The organism is Phaeovulum veldkampii DSM 11550 (genome assembly GCF_003034995.1).
GTDB classification, from domain to species: Bacteria; Pseudomonadota; Alphaproteobacteria; order Rhodobacterales; family Rhodobacteraceae; genus Phaeovulum; species Phaeovulum veldkampii.
Map to the genome: position 1 here is coordinate 1 of NZ_PZKF01000018.1, position 12,975 is coordinate 12,975.

General features: G+C 62.4%; 15 protein-coding genes. 9 read left to right on the forward strand and 6 right to left on the reverse strand.

The window, feature by feature from the left end; all coding sequences use genetic code 11:
* A partial coding sequence (locus C5F46_RS16880) for a hypothetical protein (protein ID WP_210202997.1) occupies positions 1 to 202 on the forward strand: 202 nt, incomplete at its 5' end.
* A 319-nt stretch (positions 203 to 521) separates the two neighbouring features.
* Positions 522 to 1,088 (forward strand): tyrosine-type recombinase/integrase, encoded by a 567-nt coding sequence (locus C5F46_RS09145; protein ID WP_107325055.1) that lies wholly within the window; start codon positions 522 to 524, stop codon positions 1,086 to 1,088.
* A gap of 3 nt (positions 1,089 to 1,091) precedes the next feature.
* On the opposite strand, the gene C5F46_RS09150 is transcribed toward C5F46_RS09145, so the two are convergent.
* From C5F46_RS09150 to C5F46_RS09165, 4 genes are all read right to left on the reverse strand, one after another.
* Entirely contained in the window at positions 1,092 to 2,555 is a 1,464-nt protein-coding gene (locus tag C5F46_RS09150; RefSeq protein ID WP_235820133.1) for a tyrosine-type recombinase/integrase, read from the reverse strand.
* 183 nt (positions 2,556 to 2,738) lie between these two features.
* On the reverse strand, positions 2,739 to 3,224 hold the full coding sequence (gene rpsI, locus C5F46_RS09155; protein WP_107325114.1) for a 30S ribosomal protein S9: 486 nt from the start codon (positions 3,222 to 3,224) through the stop codon (positions 2,739 to 2,741).
* Positions 3,225 to 3,226: 2 nt separating this feature from the next.
* On the reverse strand, positions 3,227 to 3,691 hold the full coding sequence (gene rplM / locus C5F46_RS09160; RefSeq protein ID WP_107325057.1) for a 50S ribosomal protein L13: 465 nt from the start codon (positions 3,689 to 3,691) through the stop codon (positions 3,227 to 3,229).
* Positions 3,692 to 3,854: 163 nt separating this feature from the next.
* Positions 3,855 to 4,277 carry a PaaI family thioesterase gene (locus C5F46_RS09165; RefSeq protein ID WP_107325058.1) on the reverse strand — a complete coding sequence of 141 codons (423 nt, stop codon included), beginning with the start codon at positions 4,275 to 4,277 and terminating at the stop codon, positions 3,855 to 3,857.
* A 53-nt stretch (positions 4,278 to 4,330) separates the two neighbouring features.
* Between C5F46_RS09165 and C5F46_RS09170 the strand changes: the two genes are divergently transcribed.
* Positions 4,331 to 5,116: an enoyl-CoA hydratase gene (locus tag C5F46_RS09170; RefSeq protein WP_107325115.1), complete on the forward strand. Its 786-nt coding sequence runs from the start codon at positions 4,331 to 4,333 to the stop codon at positions 5,114 to 5,116.
* Positions 5,117 to 5,118: 2 nt separating this feature from the next.
* On the opposite strand, the gene C5F46_RS09175 is transcribed toward C5F46_RS09170, so the two are convergent.
* Both C5F46_RS09175 and C5F46_RS09180 read right to left on the reverse strand, forming a co-directional pair.
* On the reverse strand, positions 5,119 to 5,868 hold the full coding sequence (locus C5F46_RS09175; protein WP_107325059.1) for an RlmE family RNA methyltransferase: 750 nt from the start codon (positions 5,866 to 5,868) through the stop codon (positions 5,119 to 5,121).
* A complete protein-coding gene (locus C5F46_RS09180; RefSeq protein ID WP_107325060.1) occupies positions 5,868 to 6,983 on the reverse strand; it encodes a Ppx/GppA phosphatase family protein in 1,116 nt (371 codons plus the stop codon). Before C5F46_RS09180 ends, C5F46_RS09175 begins: the two co-directional genes overlap by 1 nt.
* Positions 6,984 to 7,222: 239 nt before the next feature.
* Here C5F46_RS09180 and C5F46_RS09185 point away from each other — a divergent pair, with 239 nt between their 5' ends.
* The 6 genes from C5F46_RS09185 (at position 7,223) to C5F46_RS09210 (ending at position 12,963) form a co-directional block, all read left to right on the forward strand.
* On the forward strand, positions 7,223 to 7,537 hold the full coding sequence (locus C5F46_RS09185) for a virulence factor (RefSeq protein WP_107325061.1): 315 nt from the start codon (positions 7,223 to 7,225) through the stop codon (positions 7,535 to 7,537).
* Position 7,538: 1 nt separating this feature from the next.
* Complete coding sequence (locus C5F46_RS09190; protein ID WP_107325062.1) at positions 7,539 to 8,426, forward strand: methylenetetrahydrofolate reductase; 888 nt, start codon at positions 7,539 to 7,541, stop codon at positions 8,424 to 8,426.
* A gap of 3 nt (positions 8,427 to 8,429) precedes the next feature.
* Entirely contained in the window at positions 8,430 to 9,410 is a 981-nt protein-coding gene (locus tag C5F46_RS09195) for a methyltetrahydrofolate cobalamin methyltransferase (RefSeq protein ID WP_107325063.1), read from the forward strand.
* 193 nt (positions 9,411 to 9,603) lie between these two features.
* Positions 9,604 to 10,986 carry a DUF2927 domain-containing protein gene (locus tag C5F46_RS09200; protein ID WP_235820134.1) on the forward strand — a complete coding sequence of 461 codons (1,383 nt, stop codon included), beginning with the start codon at positions 9,604 to 9,606 and terminating at the stop codon, positions 10,984 to 10,986.
* A 69-nt stretch (positions 10,987 to 11,055) separates the two neighbouring features.
* Positions 11,056 to 12,237 carry a vWA domain-containing protein gene (locus tag C5F46_RS09205; RefSeq protein WP_107325065.1) on the forward strand — a complete coding sequence of 394 codons (1,182 nt, stop codon included), beginning with the start codon at positions 11,056 to 11,058 and terminating at the stop codon, positions 12,235 to 12,237.
* Between the two features lie 30 nt (positions 12,238 to 12,267).
* Positions 12,268 to 12,963, forward strand: coding sequence for a M48 family metallopeptidase (locus C5F46_RS09210; protein WP_107325066.1), 696 nt, complete (start codon positions 12,268 to 12,270; stop codon positions 12,961 to 12,963).
* Positions 12,964 to 12,975 lie beyond the last annotated feature (12 nt).

Below are 12,975 nucleotides of genomic sequence, written 5' to 3' on the forward strand. Positions count from 1 at the left end.
CTTAAGGCAGTACAAAACGATTTGGCAAACAGCAGAGGCAAATTGGACAAATCATATACAAGGCGCTGCTGACATATTGATACAAGACAACATTGAATTGACACACGAACGCAAAGGTTACTGTTGGAAGGAGTTTGACGACATACGCGGCGAAACACTGCACTTACCTTGCTGCCATCTGCAAAAACCAAAATACACATAACGCAGCCTAAACGAGGTTATACCTATACTTGGCTTGCTGGCTTTAGCCCTACTGCTGTTGCTTTGCGAGAAGCAGCAAAGTTTTTTTGCATTCAAACACGGTGTTTCAAACACACTCAAACAAAAGAGTAGATTCAAACACACTGCTTGGACACATCACACTGAACACAAACAAGAATATCATACTATACGCATTCTATGACATTTTGCTTTAACCAATTGAAAACGAAAAATTAAATTTACTCAAATCAATCGTTGTCCAAACAAAATGTCAGAAAATACAATAAAAAAACAGAAAACAAAAGATTTGGGAGCAAATAATGCGACAAGCACAGACGCTCAAAGACACAGAAATCAAGCGTGTGTTGGCTTACTGCGCTACACGCCAGCACAGCGCACGTGATACAACCATTGTCGTGTGCAGCATAAACGCTGGCTTGCGAGCAAAGGAACTTGCAGCACTGCGTGTTGGTGACGTGTATGACGAACTTGGCGCTGTACGCAGCAGTTTCATACTAGCTGCAGAACAGACGAAAGGCAGACGGACACGCACTGTGTATTTGAACAAGACGCTACAACGACAACTTGCACAGTACCGTGCTGCGCTACGCAACACAGCGCCAACAGCAGCACTGTTCTGTAGCCAAAAAGGCAACTTTTTCAGCGCCAACACTATGTGCCAGCTGCTGCTCAACATATACAAGAAGTGCAGCTTGAAAGACGCAAGCAGCCACAGCGGCAGACGCACGTTTATCACACGTTTGGCAAGCAAAGGCGTTGGTGTGCGTGTACTTGCAGAACTTGCTGGACACAGCAGCATAGCAACGACGCAACGCTACATTGACGTAAATGCTGAACAGTTGGCAAACGCTGTAGAGTTGGTTTGACGCTTACTGCTGCGCTTTCATAATCTCCAACAGCGCAGTTTCGCTCAACTCGCCACGCTTAAAGCGCTTCAGCGCCTCTACCACAAAACTGTCTTCTGCGTCGTCTGCAGCTTGCACCACAACCTTCGTTTTTCGTTTCGTCTTTGTAATTTCGTGTCTACGTTGTTTAGAAACAAGATGGCTGTAGTGATTTTCAATCTGCGCAACCTTGCAGCCCATATTCATAGCCAAGTCATACACACTTACGTCGCCCTTCTCCAAACGCAGCGTCGCATATGTGTGTCGCAAACTGTACAAACTGCGCTTGTCTCCATCTCTATCATATAGCAAACCGTCTTTTCGTTCGTTGTATGGCACACGCTGCAAAAACTTCTGAAAGCCTCTATTTAAATCAACAAACTTTCGTACTGTGCGTGTTTCAGCATCTACTTGCCCAAACCAAACCAAGTCATTTGTTTTGCTGTAAGGTGATTTTTCACGCCACCTTTTCAAAGCATCATTTGCGCCAGCTTGCGTCTGCACAAAACGTGCTTGCCCTTTTTTTGTTTCCTTACTCACCCTTACTTCAGAAATTTTCGGATTATTTTCTCCCATATCAACGTCAAGCTTTACGTCACTCCAAATCATTTCACGTGCTTCACCAACACGTAACCCACTATTAACCAAAAACAGAACAAAGTAGTACATCTGCTGTCGTTGCAGCTTATGCCAAGAATTAAGCCGATTATCATTAAATATACCCACACAATCTCTATAACTGCGTAAGTTTCTCACAAGCACTCTATATTCTTCAGCGTCAAAACCAGCACGTCTTGTAGGTTTATTGTTTTTCGTAGGCGCTCGCATTTTGAATACTTGCTGCATACGCCCACGCTCAAACGCATCATAAAATATTTGATTAAGCGCACTTTGCTCCATCAACAACGTTTTGGCTGCTGGCGCTTTCTTAGCGTTGTTGGTGCTGCTTGTTTTGGCGCCACGTCGTTTTGGATTGTATTTCTGCAAGCGCATACCGTCGTCACTTGCCCAATACGTTATACGCCAATCCCAATATCCAGCAGCAACTGTTGGTGTAATCTCATTTAGCAGCACACTCGTGCCATCTTTGTTTTGAAAGTAAGGTTTGAAATAACGTGCAGCGTATTTTTCGTGCCAATACTGTCTGCTCACTGCCCAAGTGCCATTCTTCTTGTTGCGCTCAAACCAATCGTTCCAATGCTTTTCAAACGTGTAATCGTCTAAACTGTGTCCAAGTTTAGCAGCGTGTTGCAGTCGCAGCAGTTCGTTCTTTGCGTACTCGTAAGCATCTTCATAAACTGTGAGTTTCGTGCTGCGTGTAATGTAGCCTTTGCGCCCTCCAATCTTCAAACGCATATACCAAGCTTGCTTACGATGTGATTTGGCGTTGGGCACGGCAACAGCAAGGTTGCGCTTAAACAGCACAAGCGCACCACCAAAGTGCTCCACTCTGTCTTCGTAAAACGCCACAGCAGCACCTTATGTAGCAACCTTAAACGCTGCGGATATGCTAATTTCGCTAAACTTGAACGTCAAGCAGCATTGGCTGATGCTGCAGTTCTGCTACATACAAAAAGGGCTCGCAATTTCTTGCAAGCCCTTGATTTAATTGACTTATATAGTCACTCGAACTTAGCGCTTGGAGAACTGGAAGGATTTGCGGGCTTTCGCCTTGCCGTATTTCTTCCGTTCCACGACGCGCGAGTCTCGGGTCAGGAAGCCCGCAGCTTTCAGCGCACCGCGCAGGCTGGGTTCATACAGTTGCAGCGCTTTCGAGATGCCGTGCTTGACCGCGCCGGCCTGACCCGACAGGCCGCCACCGGCAACCGTCGCCATCACGTCGAACTGGCCATCGACGCCGGCAACGGTGAAGGGCTGACGCAGGATCATTTGCAGCACCGGACGGGCAAAGTAGACCGACATGTCCTTGCCGTTCACCACAACCTTGCCCGAACCCGGCTTGATCCAGACGCGGGCGACCGCATCCTTGCGCTTGCCGGTGGCGTAGGAGCGGCCCAGCGCATCGCGAACCGGCTCGCGCGGGGCGACGACTTCGGCGGCGGGGGTGCCGGACACGACCGATTTCAGATCGTCGAGGGTTTTCAGATCATCGGCCATCGTCATGCGCTCCGGGTGTTCTTCGGGTTCATCGACGCAACGTCGAGGACTTCGGGCTGCTGCGCCTCGTGCGGATGCTCGGCCCCGGCGTAAACGCGCAGGTTCGACATCTGCTCACGACCCAGACGGTTGCGCGAGATCATGCGCTCGACCGCCTTGATCACCACACGCTCGGGGTGGGCACCGTCCAGCACCTGCGCCGCGGTGCGGAACTTGATCCCGCCGGGGTGGCCGGTGTGCCAGTAATAGCGCTTGTCGGCGCGTTTGGACCCGGTCATCTGCACCTTGTCGGCATTGATGATGATGACGTTGTCACCCATGTCCATATGCGGGGTGAAGGTCGGCTTGTGCTTGCCACGCAGGCGCATGGCGACGATCGTGGCGAGACGGCCCAGAACGATGCCTTCGGCATCGATCAGGATCCATTTCTTTTCGATCTCCGCCGGTTTCGCGGTATAGGTTTTCATTGGCTTTTGGCCCTTTGTCAGGCTTGTGCAATTCAGATGGGGGCTTGTCGTGGATTTCAGCCCTCCGGTCAAGAGCCACAAACCGATATTAACCAATGCAAATCAATGCCTTGCAAAATAGGTATCTAAATACCCCACGCCAAACCCCTGAATTGGCGCCGAGTCACCGCCGCGGCGGGATCGAATAGGTCAGCGTGGCCCGCGCCACCGGGTCGGCCCCGCCTTCGGCAAAGATCAGCACATCACCCACCGCCAGGCTGCGCCCGACCTTCAGCATCCGCGCCCGGCCGATCAGATCGGCGCCCGCAGCGGGCTTGCGCAGAAAATCCATGCTGGAATTGGTGGTGACGGCCAGTGCCACCGGCCCGATCTGCGCCAGCAGCGCCAGATAAACCGCCACGTCGGCCAGCGCAAACATCGCAGGCCCCGACACCGTGCCGCCGGGGCGCAGGTGGCGATGCGCCACCTTGAGCCGCACCTCGATGCCGTCGGGCGTCAGCGCCTCGATCCCGAAATCCTCGGCCACCTGCGGAAATTCCGCCACCAGAAACGCGCCCAGCGCGGCTGTGTCCATCTGCGGTTCCATCTTTCCTCCCGCCTCTTGCGCCCCTAGACTTTCGTCAAACGGGAGGAATGACAATGACCGAACTGCTGATCCGCCGCGATGCGGGGGGGGTGGCGCATCTGACGATGAACGCGCCAGACAAGCTGAACGCGCTGTCGGATGCGATGCTGGCTGCGCTGAAGGCGGAATTCGAACGGCTGGCCGAGGACCGGGCCACAAAGGTCGTGGTGCTGGCTGGCGCGGGCAAGGTGTTTTGCGCGGGGCATGATCTGAAGGAAATGCAGGCGGGGCGCGCCGCGCCCGATCAGGGCCGGGCCTATTTCGCCGATCTCTTTGCCCGCTGTGCCGCGGTGATGCAGATGATCCCGGCCCTGCCCCAGCCGGTGATTGCCGAGGTGCACGGCATCGCCACGGCGGCGGGTTGCCAGATGGTGGCAAGCTGCGACATGGCGGTGGCGGCCGAGGGCACGCGGTTCGGGGTGAACGGGGTGAACATCGGGCTGTTCTGTTCCACCCCCATGGTGGCGCTGACGCGCAACGTGCCGCGCAAGGTGGCCTTCGAGATGCTGACCACGGGCGAGTTCATCGACGCCAACCGCGCGCGAGAGATGGGGCTGGTCAACCGGGTCGTGCCGCATGAGGCACTGGCAGCCGAAACCCGGCGGCTGGCCGACACGGTGGCGGCCAAGCTGACCGCGGCGGTCAAGATCGGCAAGCGGGCGTTTTATGACCAGATCGGGCTGGATCTGGCAGCGGCCTACGACCACGCGGCGGGCGTGATGGTGCAAAACATGCTCTGGCGCGACACCGCCGAAGGGGTTGCAGCCTTCATCGACAAGCGCAAGCCCGACTGGGCGTGACCCTAGCCATCATCGTCGTCCGCGGGCAGGTCGCGCCTGCCGCGGAAGCCGGTGGCCACCACGAATTTCTCGGAACTGTCAGCGCGGCTGGCGGGCGGCTTGACGTTGGCGACCTTGGCAAAGTTGCGCTTCAGCGTCGCCTGCAATTCCGTCTCGGCGCCCCCGGCCAGCACCTTGGCCACAAAAGTGCCGCCCTCTTCGAGCACGTCAAAGGCAAATTCTGCCGCCGCCTCGCACAGCGCGATGATGCGCAGATGGTCGGTGCCCTGATGCCCCGATGAGGCGGCGGCCATGTCCGACATCACCACATCGGCCTTGCCGCCCAGCCAGCCCTTCACCAACTCGTCAGCGCCGTCCGACAGGAAATCAAGCTGGTGGATCTCGGCCCCGGCGATCGCCGACACATCTTGCAGGTCAACGCCCAGAACGGTGCCCACCTTCTTGCCGCCCTTTTCGCCCAGCGCATTCACCCGCGCCACCGCGACCTGACACCAGCCGCCGGGCGCGCAGCCCAGATCGACCACCCGTGCGCCGGGAACAAGGAAGTGGAACTTGTCGTCCAGCTCCATGATCTTGTAGGCCGCGCGGCCGCGATAGCCCTCTTTGCGCGCACGCACCACATAGGGGTCGTTCAACTGCCGCTCCAGCCACAGCGTCGAGGACAGCTTGCGCCCCTTGGCGGTTTTCACCCGCACCCGCAGGTCACGGGTTCCGCGGCCCGAGGTATTCTTGCCCGTCGGCGCCTTCGGCATCAGATCATTCCCCCTTCGCTCAGCACGCCATCGGCGGCCATCTGCGCATAAAGCAGCCCCTCGCGCAGGCCACGGTCGGCCACGCTCAGCCGGTCGGTGGGCCAGACCCGCATCAGCGTCTGCAAGATCGCCGCACCCGACATGATCAGCGTGTGCCGGTCGCGCCCGATCCGCGGGTCGGCCCGCCGTCCGTCGGGGCCCAGCGCCAGATAGTTGCGGATCACCGCGTCGATCTGCGCGGTGGACATGGTCAAGCCATCCACCCGTGTGCGGTCATAGCGTTTCAGCCCCAGATGACAGGCCGCCACCGTGGTGACGGTGCCCGAGGTGCCGATGATCTGCACCCCCTCGGGCGGCGTTCCGGCCGCATAGGGGGCAAATCCTGCCAGCTTTTCCTCGAAATACCAGCTCATCAGCGCGAACCGCGCGGCGTCATCCTCGACATCGGCGAACTGGTCTTTCAGCGTGGCCACCCCCAGCGGAACCGATATCCAGTCCACCACACGCGCCGCGGGCTGGCCGCCCTGATCGGCGTTGAAGCCCGCCGACAGCCGCATGATCGCGCGTGCCCGGTCGGGCGGGGGCACCTCGGTCAGGTCGATCCAGACCAGTTCCGTTGACCCGCCGCCGATATCGACCACCAGCACCTGTTCACTTTTCGGCGTCACCAGCGGCGCGCAAGAAATGACGGCCAGCCGCGCCTCTTCCTCGGGGTCGATGATTTCCAGCGGCAGGCCGGTTTCGCGCCGGACAAGGCGGGTGAAATCGCGGCCGTTGCGGGCGCGGCGGCAGGCCTCGGTGGCGACCAGACGCATGCGCTTGACGCCGTGCAATTCGATCTTGCGGCGGCAAATCTGCAATGCCTGCACCGCGCGCCCGATCGAGGCACGCGACAGCCGGCCCGAGGCTTCCAGCCCCAGACCCAGCTGAACAGCCTTGGAAAAGCTGTCCACGACCACAAACTGACTGCCCGACGGTCGGGCAATCAGCATCCGGCAACTGTTGGTGCCAAGATCGAGCGCAGCATAAAGCTCGCCCGACTCGGCCGGGAGGGTGACAGGCGGCTCAACCGCTTTGGGGAACGCGCCCGCACCCTGGGGACGCCTGGGCGCCATATTCACGCCCTCCGATCTCAAGTTGTCTTTAAGGTAGACTGCGCAGGCGTCACGTTCAAGTCATCTGCGGCGTGAACCCCGCTCATCTTCATCATGCGGATTTTTCCGATGGCCGGGCGTGGCTTTCGGGCCGCGCCGCGCGATATCAAGGGAAGCGTCGCAAACGGCCACCGGATGGGTCGAAAACGTCACCGGATGTCGCCATAGGCCGCGTATTTCTGGGTTTGAGAGGGAATCACATGGCAGAAATCACCATCGTCTACTGGCGCGACATCCCGGCCCAGATCATCGCGGGCAAGGGGCGGCGCGGGGTGAAACTGCCCCTGCCCGAACGGTTCGAACAGGCCATCGACCGCTGCGCCATGAAGATCGGCGCCCGCGACAGCGATGCCTATCTGGCCGAATGGCGCAAATCTGCCCCGGTTCAGGTGCCGGGCGACGATGCCATGGCGGCGGCGGCAGAACTGGCGCGGATTCTCTCCACCCATGACGCGGCCCGTCTGGCCGCGCTGATCGGCAATGATGGCTGGGACGCCCCGCCTGACGGAGAGTGACATGGCGCTATTGAACTTCTGCCGCGAGGCGAGCCTGCCCACGAACCCCCTGCCCGGCTTTCTGGCGGGCGCGTCAATCGAGGTGATGCCGCGCACCGCGGCCGGGATCGAGGATTTCCGCGCCCTGCTGCCCGCTGGCACGCGGGTCTATATCGCCCATATCGACGGCACCCCGATCAACGACATGGTCGCCACCGCCCAGCGCCTGCGCGCCGAAGGGTTCGAGCCGATGCCGCATATTCCGGCCCGGCTGATCCCCGACCGCGCAACCCTGACCGACTGGATCGCCCGCTATCAGGGCGAGGCCGGGGTTGCCCAGGCGCTGCTGCTGGCGGGCGGGCTGAAATCTGCCGTTGGGCAGTATGACAACGCGATGCAACTGCTGAACTCCGGCGCGTTTGACGGGTTCACGCGGCTGCATGTGGCGGGCCACCCCGAGGGCAACCGCGACATCGACCCCGCGGGCGGCGAGCGGGGCGTGATGGAGGCGCTGATCTGGAAGCAGGAGTTTTCGCGCCGGACCGATGCACAGATGGCCATCGTCACCCAGTTCTGCTTTGACGCCGAGCCGATCATTGCCTGGGCCGACCGGATCAGGGCGGCGGGCGTCGATCTGGCGGTGCATATCGGCGTGGCGGGGCCGGCCAAGCTGCAAACGCTGCTGAAATTCGCCATCACCTGCGGCGTGGGGCCGTCCTTGCGCACCCTGCAACGCCGGGCCCGCGACGTGACCAAACTGCTGACCCCGTTCGAGCCGACCGAGTTTCTGCTGACGCTGGCCACTCACAAGGCAGCGCACCCCGATTTTGGCATCGAATCGGTGCATTTCTTCCCCCTTGGGGGCATCAAGACCAACACCGCCTGGCTGGCGGAGCAACGAAAAGGCTGACCCATGACCCGCACCGTGCTGGAATCCAAGACGAAAACCGTCATCATCGGCTTTGACGAGCCGTTCTGCGTGATCGGCGAAAGGATCAACCCCACGGGGCGCAAGAAACTGGCCGCCGAACTTGAGGCGGGCGATTTTTCCACCGTCGAGCGCGACGCGCTGGAACAGGTCGCCTGCGGGGCAACCGCGCTTGATGTGAACTCGGGCGCGGTATTCACCAACAAGATGGCCGAAGACCCGCGCTATGCCGACAACAACTTTGTCGAGCCGATGCTGATGCGCGAGATGATCGCCCGCGTTCAGGCCATTACCGATGTGCCGCTGGTGATCGACAGCTCGGTTCCCGCGGCACTTGAGGCGGGGCTGGCCACAGCCGAGGGGCGACCGCTGCTGAACTCGGTCACCGGCGAGGAAGAGCGGCTGGAACTCGTCCTGCCGCTGGTCAAGAAATACAACGTGCCAGTGGTGGCCATTTCCAACGACGACAGCGGCATTTCCGAAGACCCCGACGTGCGCTTTGCAGTGGCGAAAAAGATCGTGCAGCGCGCGGCGGATTACGGGATTGCGGCCTGCGATATCGTCGTCGATCCGCTGGTGATGCCGGTGGGGGCGATGGCCTCGGCGGGCCAGCAGGTGTTTGCGCTGGTGCGCCGACTGCGCGACGAGCTGGGGGTGAACACCACCTGCGGCGCCTCCAACATCAGCTTTGGCCTGCCAGGCCGGCATGGCGTGAACGCGGCCTTCCTGCCGATGGCGATCGGGGCGGGAATGACCAGCGCGATCATGAACCCCGTCCGCTCGGTCGAGATGGAGGCGATCCGCGCCGCGAACCTGCTGATGAACCATGACCCCAACGGCGCCGACTGGATCCGCTTTTCGCGCGTGCTGGATGCGATGAAAGAAGGCGCGACCTTTGCCGAGGCCAGCCAGGCCGCCGCGGCGGCAGGCGCGGGCCGGGGCGGACGGCGCCGCGCGCGAGGTTGAACGCGGGGTTGAAGCGGGGCCGGGGCGGCGGGAAAATTCCTTATCCCAAGAATTTTCGCACCCCGCCCCGCCGTGCGCTTGTGCCCACAGAGGGTTTGGGGGACTCTCCCCGCGGAACGAACGCGAGGCGCATCAGACAATGACGGCAACCGACAGATCAGCACACAGGCGGCACGGCATCGGGGTGGCGCTGATGATCGGACTGGCACTGGCGGCCTGCGCGCCCGCAGCTCCGCCCAGTGCCCGCGCGCCCTCTGCCTTCACCGAACTGCCCGGCCCGGCACGCCTGCCGCCACCGGGGCCACAGGCACCCGCGCGGTCATTGAACAATGCCGATCTGGCGCGCGACTTCATGGAACTCAGCTTTATTCTGGAAAGCGGCCGCCCCCTGCCCCGGCTGACCCGGTTCGAGGGGCCGATCACGCTGCGCCTTGCGGATAACGCGCCCACCAGCGCCAGCCCCGATCTGGACCGTCTGCTGGCGCGGCTGCGCACCGAGGCCGGCATCGACATCGCCCGCACCAGCGCCCCCGACGCGGCGATCACGGTAGAATTCCTGCCGCGCCGCGCGATCCGGTCGGTGGTGCCCAATGCCGCCTGTTTCGTGGTGCCCGGCGTGCGCGGCTGGAACGGGTATCGCCGCGCCCGCGGCACCGCCGCGACCGACTGGGCGAGCCTTGACACCCGCCGCACGGCCAGCATCTTCATCCCCGCCGACACCGCGCCGCAGGAGATCCGCGATTGCCTGCATGAAGAAATCGCGCAGGCGCTGGGGCCGCTGAATGACCTGTATCGCCTGCCGCAATCGGTGTTCAACGACGACAATTTCCACGCTGTGCTGACGCGGTTTGACATGATGATCCTGCGTGCCACCTATGCGCCCGAATTGCGCAGCGGCATGACCGCCCCCGAGGTGGCGGCACGGCTGCCCGCCGTTCTGGCGCGGCTGAACCCTTCGGGCGGCCCCACCGGCCCCATCGCCCCGCCCCGGCCCGAGCCGCGCGCGCTGACCACCGCGCTGGAACGGGCGCTGCGCGCAGGCCCCCCCGGCGCCAGCCGCCGCGCCGCTGCGCGTCAGGCCGTCAGCATCGCCAGCGCCGCGGGCTGGGCCGATACGCGCACCGCCTTTGCCTGGTTCGTGCTGGGCCGTCTGAGCATGGATACCGCCCCGGACGCGGCCACCGACGCCTTCCTGCGCGCGGCCGCCCTCTACCGCGCCACGCCCGGCACCGCGGTGCAAACCGCGCATGTGGACATGCAACTGGCCGCCATCGCCTTGTCGCTGGGTCAGCCCGAGGCCACGCTGGCGCTGACCGAGGCCGCCCTGCCCGCCGCGCAAGCAGGGGAGAACGCGGCGCTGATCGCCTCGCTTCTGATGATCCGGGCCGAGGCCCTGCTGGCGCTGGGGCAGTCCGGCGCAGCGCGGCAGGCGGTGGTCGACTCGCAGGTCTGGGCACGCTATGGCTTTGGCGCAGAGGCTGGGGCGCGCCGCCCCCATCAGGCTGCCCGGCGCGCGCGCGATCTGGCGGCGCTGGCGGGTACGACCACGGGCACGACCGCTGCGGCGGCCTACTGAAACCGAGGGACAGATGCGCAACGCGACCTCACCACGCCCGCAGCGGGCAGCCTGACGGGGGGCGCGGCCATGTTCCTGCCCTTCCTGCATCAGTTGCGCAGCGCAGGCGTGCCTGTCAGCCTGCGCGAATACCTCAGCTTTCTGGAGGGGCTGGCAGCCGGTCTGGGCTGGCCCGACGTGACCGGATTTCACCGCTTTGCCCGGCTGTCGATGGTCAAGGACGAACGCCACTTCGACCGCTTCGACCGCGCCTTCGCCGCCACCTTCGGCGGCTTGGAGAACATTCCCGCCGACGCCGTGCTGGAGGCGGTGGCGCTGCCGCCCGACTGGCTGGCAAAGCTGGTCGAGGGCAACCTTTCGCCCGAAGACCGCGCAAAAGTCGAAGCCCTTGGCGGGTTTGACACGCTGATGGAGACGCTGCGCGACCGGCTGGCCGAACAGAAGGGCCGCCATCAGGGCGGCAACAAATGGATCGGCACCGCCGGCACCTCGCCCTTCGGCGCCTATGGCTACAACCCCGAGGGCGTGCGGATCGGCCAGCACGAAAGCCGCCACCGCCGCGCCGTCAAGGTCTGGGACCGGCGCGAGTTTCGCGACCTGGACGACCGGGTGGAGTTGAACACCCGCAGCGCCAAGGTCGCGCTGAAACGGTTGCGGCTCTGGGCACGCCACGGCGCGGTCGAGGAACTGGACCTGCCCGGCACGATCCGCGCCAGCGCCGAGGCGGGCTTTATCGACGTGCGCACCCGCCCCGAACGGCACAATGCAGTCAAGGTGGTGCTGTTTCTCGACATCGGCGGGTCGATGGATGCCCATGTGCGGCAGGTCGAAGACCTGTTTTCCGCTGCCCGGTCCGAGTTCAAGCATCTGGAACACTGGTATTTCCACAACTGCCTCTATGAGGGCGTCTGGCGCGACAACACCCGCCGCTGGCACGAACAGACCCCGACCTGGCAACTGCTGAACCGCTACGGGTCCGATTACAAATGCATCTTCGTGGGTGATGCCGCGATGAGCCCTTATGAGATCACCCATGCCGGCGGCGCCAACGAACACTGGAACCCCGAGGCCGGCATGGTCTGGCTGAACCGCGCCCGCGCGCAATGGCCCGACCATGTCTGGATCAACCCCGAGCCCGAGACGGGCTGGGACCATACCGCCTCGATCGGGATCATCCGCCAGATATTTGACGACCGGATGGTGCCGCTGACGCTGGACGGGCTGACCCGCGCCATGCGGATGCTGGGTTGACCGGGGCCCCGGGCGATCCATATCTGGCGCATGATCAAGTTCCTCCCCTTTCTGCTGATGATCGGCTACGGCCTTGCGATGTGGCGCTTTTCGGTCTGGCGGCTGGGGCGCGAGCTGGACGCGCGCTCAACCCCGCTGCGTGATCCGGCGCTTGCAGCGGTAACCGCGCGGCTGGCGCGCGCGCTCGATCTGCCGATGGTGCCGGTCCATGTCTACGAGGTAGATCCCGTGAACGGGCTGGCCGCGCCGGACGGCCGGGTGTTCCTGACCCGCGGCTTCCTGCGCAAATACAAGGCAGGCGAGGTGACGGCCGAGGAAATCGCCTCGGTCATTGCGCATGAGTTGGGCCATGTGGCTCTGGGCCACGCGCGACGGCGGATGATCGACTTCACCGGTCAGAACGCGCTGCGGATGGCGCTGATGGGGCTTCTGGGGCGGCTGTTGCCACTGGGCCTGGGGGTCTGGCTGGCCAATCTGGCGGCCACCGCGTTGGCGGCGCGCCTGTCGCGCGGGGATGAATACGAAGCCGACGAATGGGCATCGGCGCTGCTGGTGAAAGCCGGGCTTGGCACCGGCCCGCAAAAATCGCTGTTTGCCAAGCTGGACCGGCTGGCACAGGGCAAGGGCGGCGCGCCCGCCTGGCTGATGACCCATCCCGCAAGCCCCGCCCGCATCGCCGCGATAGAGGCCAACGAGGCGCGCTGGGGCGTGGCGCCCCCGGCCTGACCGCTTGCCCTT

Coding starts and splice junctions, on each gene's coding strand:
- C5F46_RS09200 (WP_235820134.1), top strand. CDS start 9,604: ATGATCGGACTGGCACTGGCGGCCTGCGCGCCCGCAGCTCCGCCCAGT.
- rpsI (WP_107325114.1), bottom strand. CDS start 3,224: ATGGCCGATGATCTGAAAACCCTCGACGATCTGAAATCGGTCGTGTCC.
- C5F46_RS09190 (WP_107325062.1), top strand. CDS start 7,539: ATGGCGCTATTGAACTTCTGCCGCGAGGCGAGCCTGCCCACGAACCCC.
- rplM (WP_107325057.1), bottom strand. CDS start 3,691: ATGAAAACCTATACCGCGAAACCGGCGGAGATCGAAAAGAAATGGATC.
- C5F46_RS09165 (WP_107325058.1), bottom strand. CDS start 4,277: ATGGAACCGCAGATGGACACAGCCGCGCTGGGCGCGTTTCTGGTGGCG.
- C5F46_RS09145 (WP_107325055.1), top strand. CDS start 522: ATGCGACAAGCACAGACGCTCAAAGACACAGAAATCAAGCGTGTGTTG.
- C5F46_RS09170 (WP_107325115.1), top strand. CDS start 4,331: ATGACCGAACTGCTGATCCGCCGCGATGCGGGGGGGGTGGCGCATCTG.
- C5F46_RS09205 (WP_107325065.1), top strand. CDS start 11,056: ATGTTCCTGCCCTTCCTGCATCAGTTGCGCAGCGCAGGCGTGCCTGTC.
- C5F46_RS09185 (WP_107325061.1), top strand. CDS start 7,223: ATGGCAGAAATCACCATCGTCTACTGGCGCGACATCCCGGCCCAGATC.
- C5F46_RS09195 (WP_107325063.1), top strand. CDS start 8,430: ATGACCCGCACCGTGCTGGAATCCAAGACGAAAACCGTCATCATCGGC.
- C5F46_RS09210 (WP_107325066.1), top strand. CDS start 12,268: ATGATCAAGTTCCTCCCCTTTCTGCTGATGATCGGCTACGGCCTTGCG.
- C5F46_RS09175 (WP_107325059.1), bottom strand. CDS start 5,868: ATGCCGAAGGCGCCGACGGGCAAGAATACCTCGGGCCGCGGAACCCGT.
- C5F46_RS09180 (WP_107325060.1), bottom strand. CDS start 6,983: ATGGCGCCCAGGCGTCCCCAGGGTGCGGGCGCGTTCCCCAAAGCGGTT.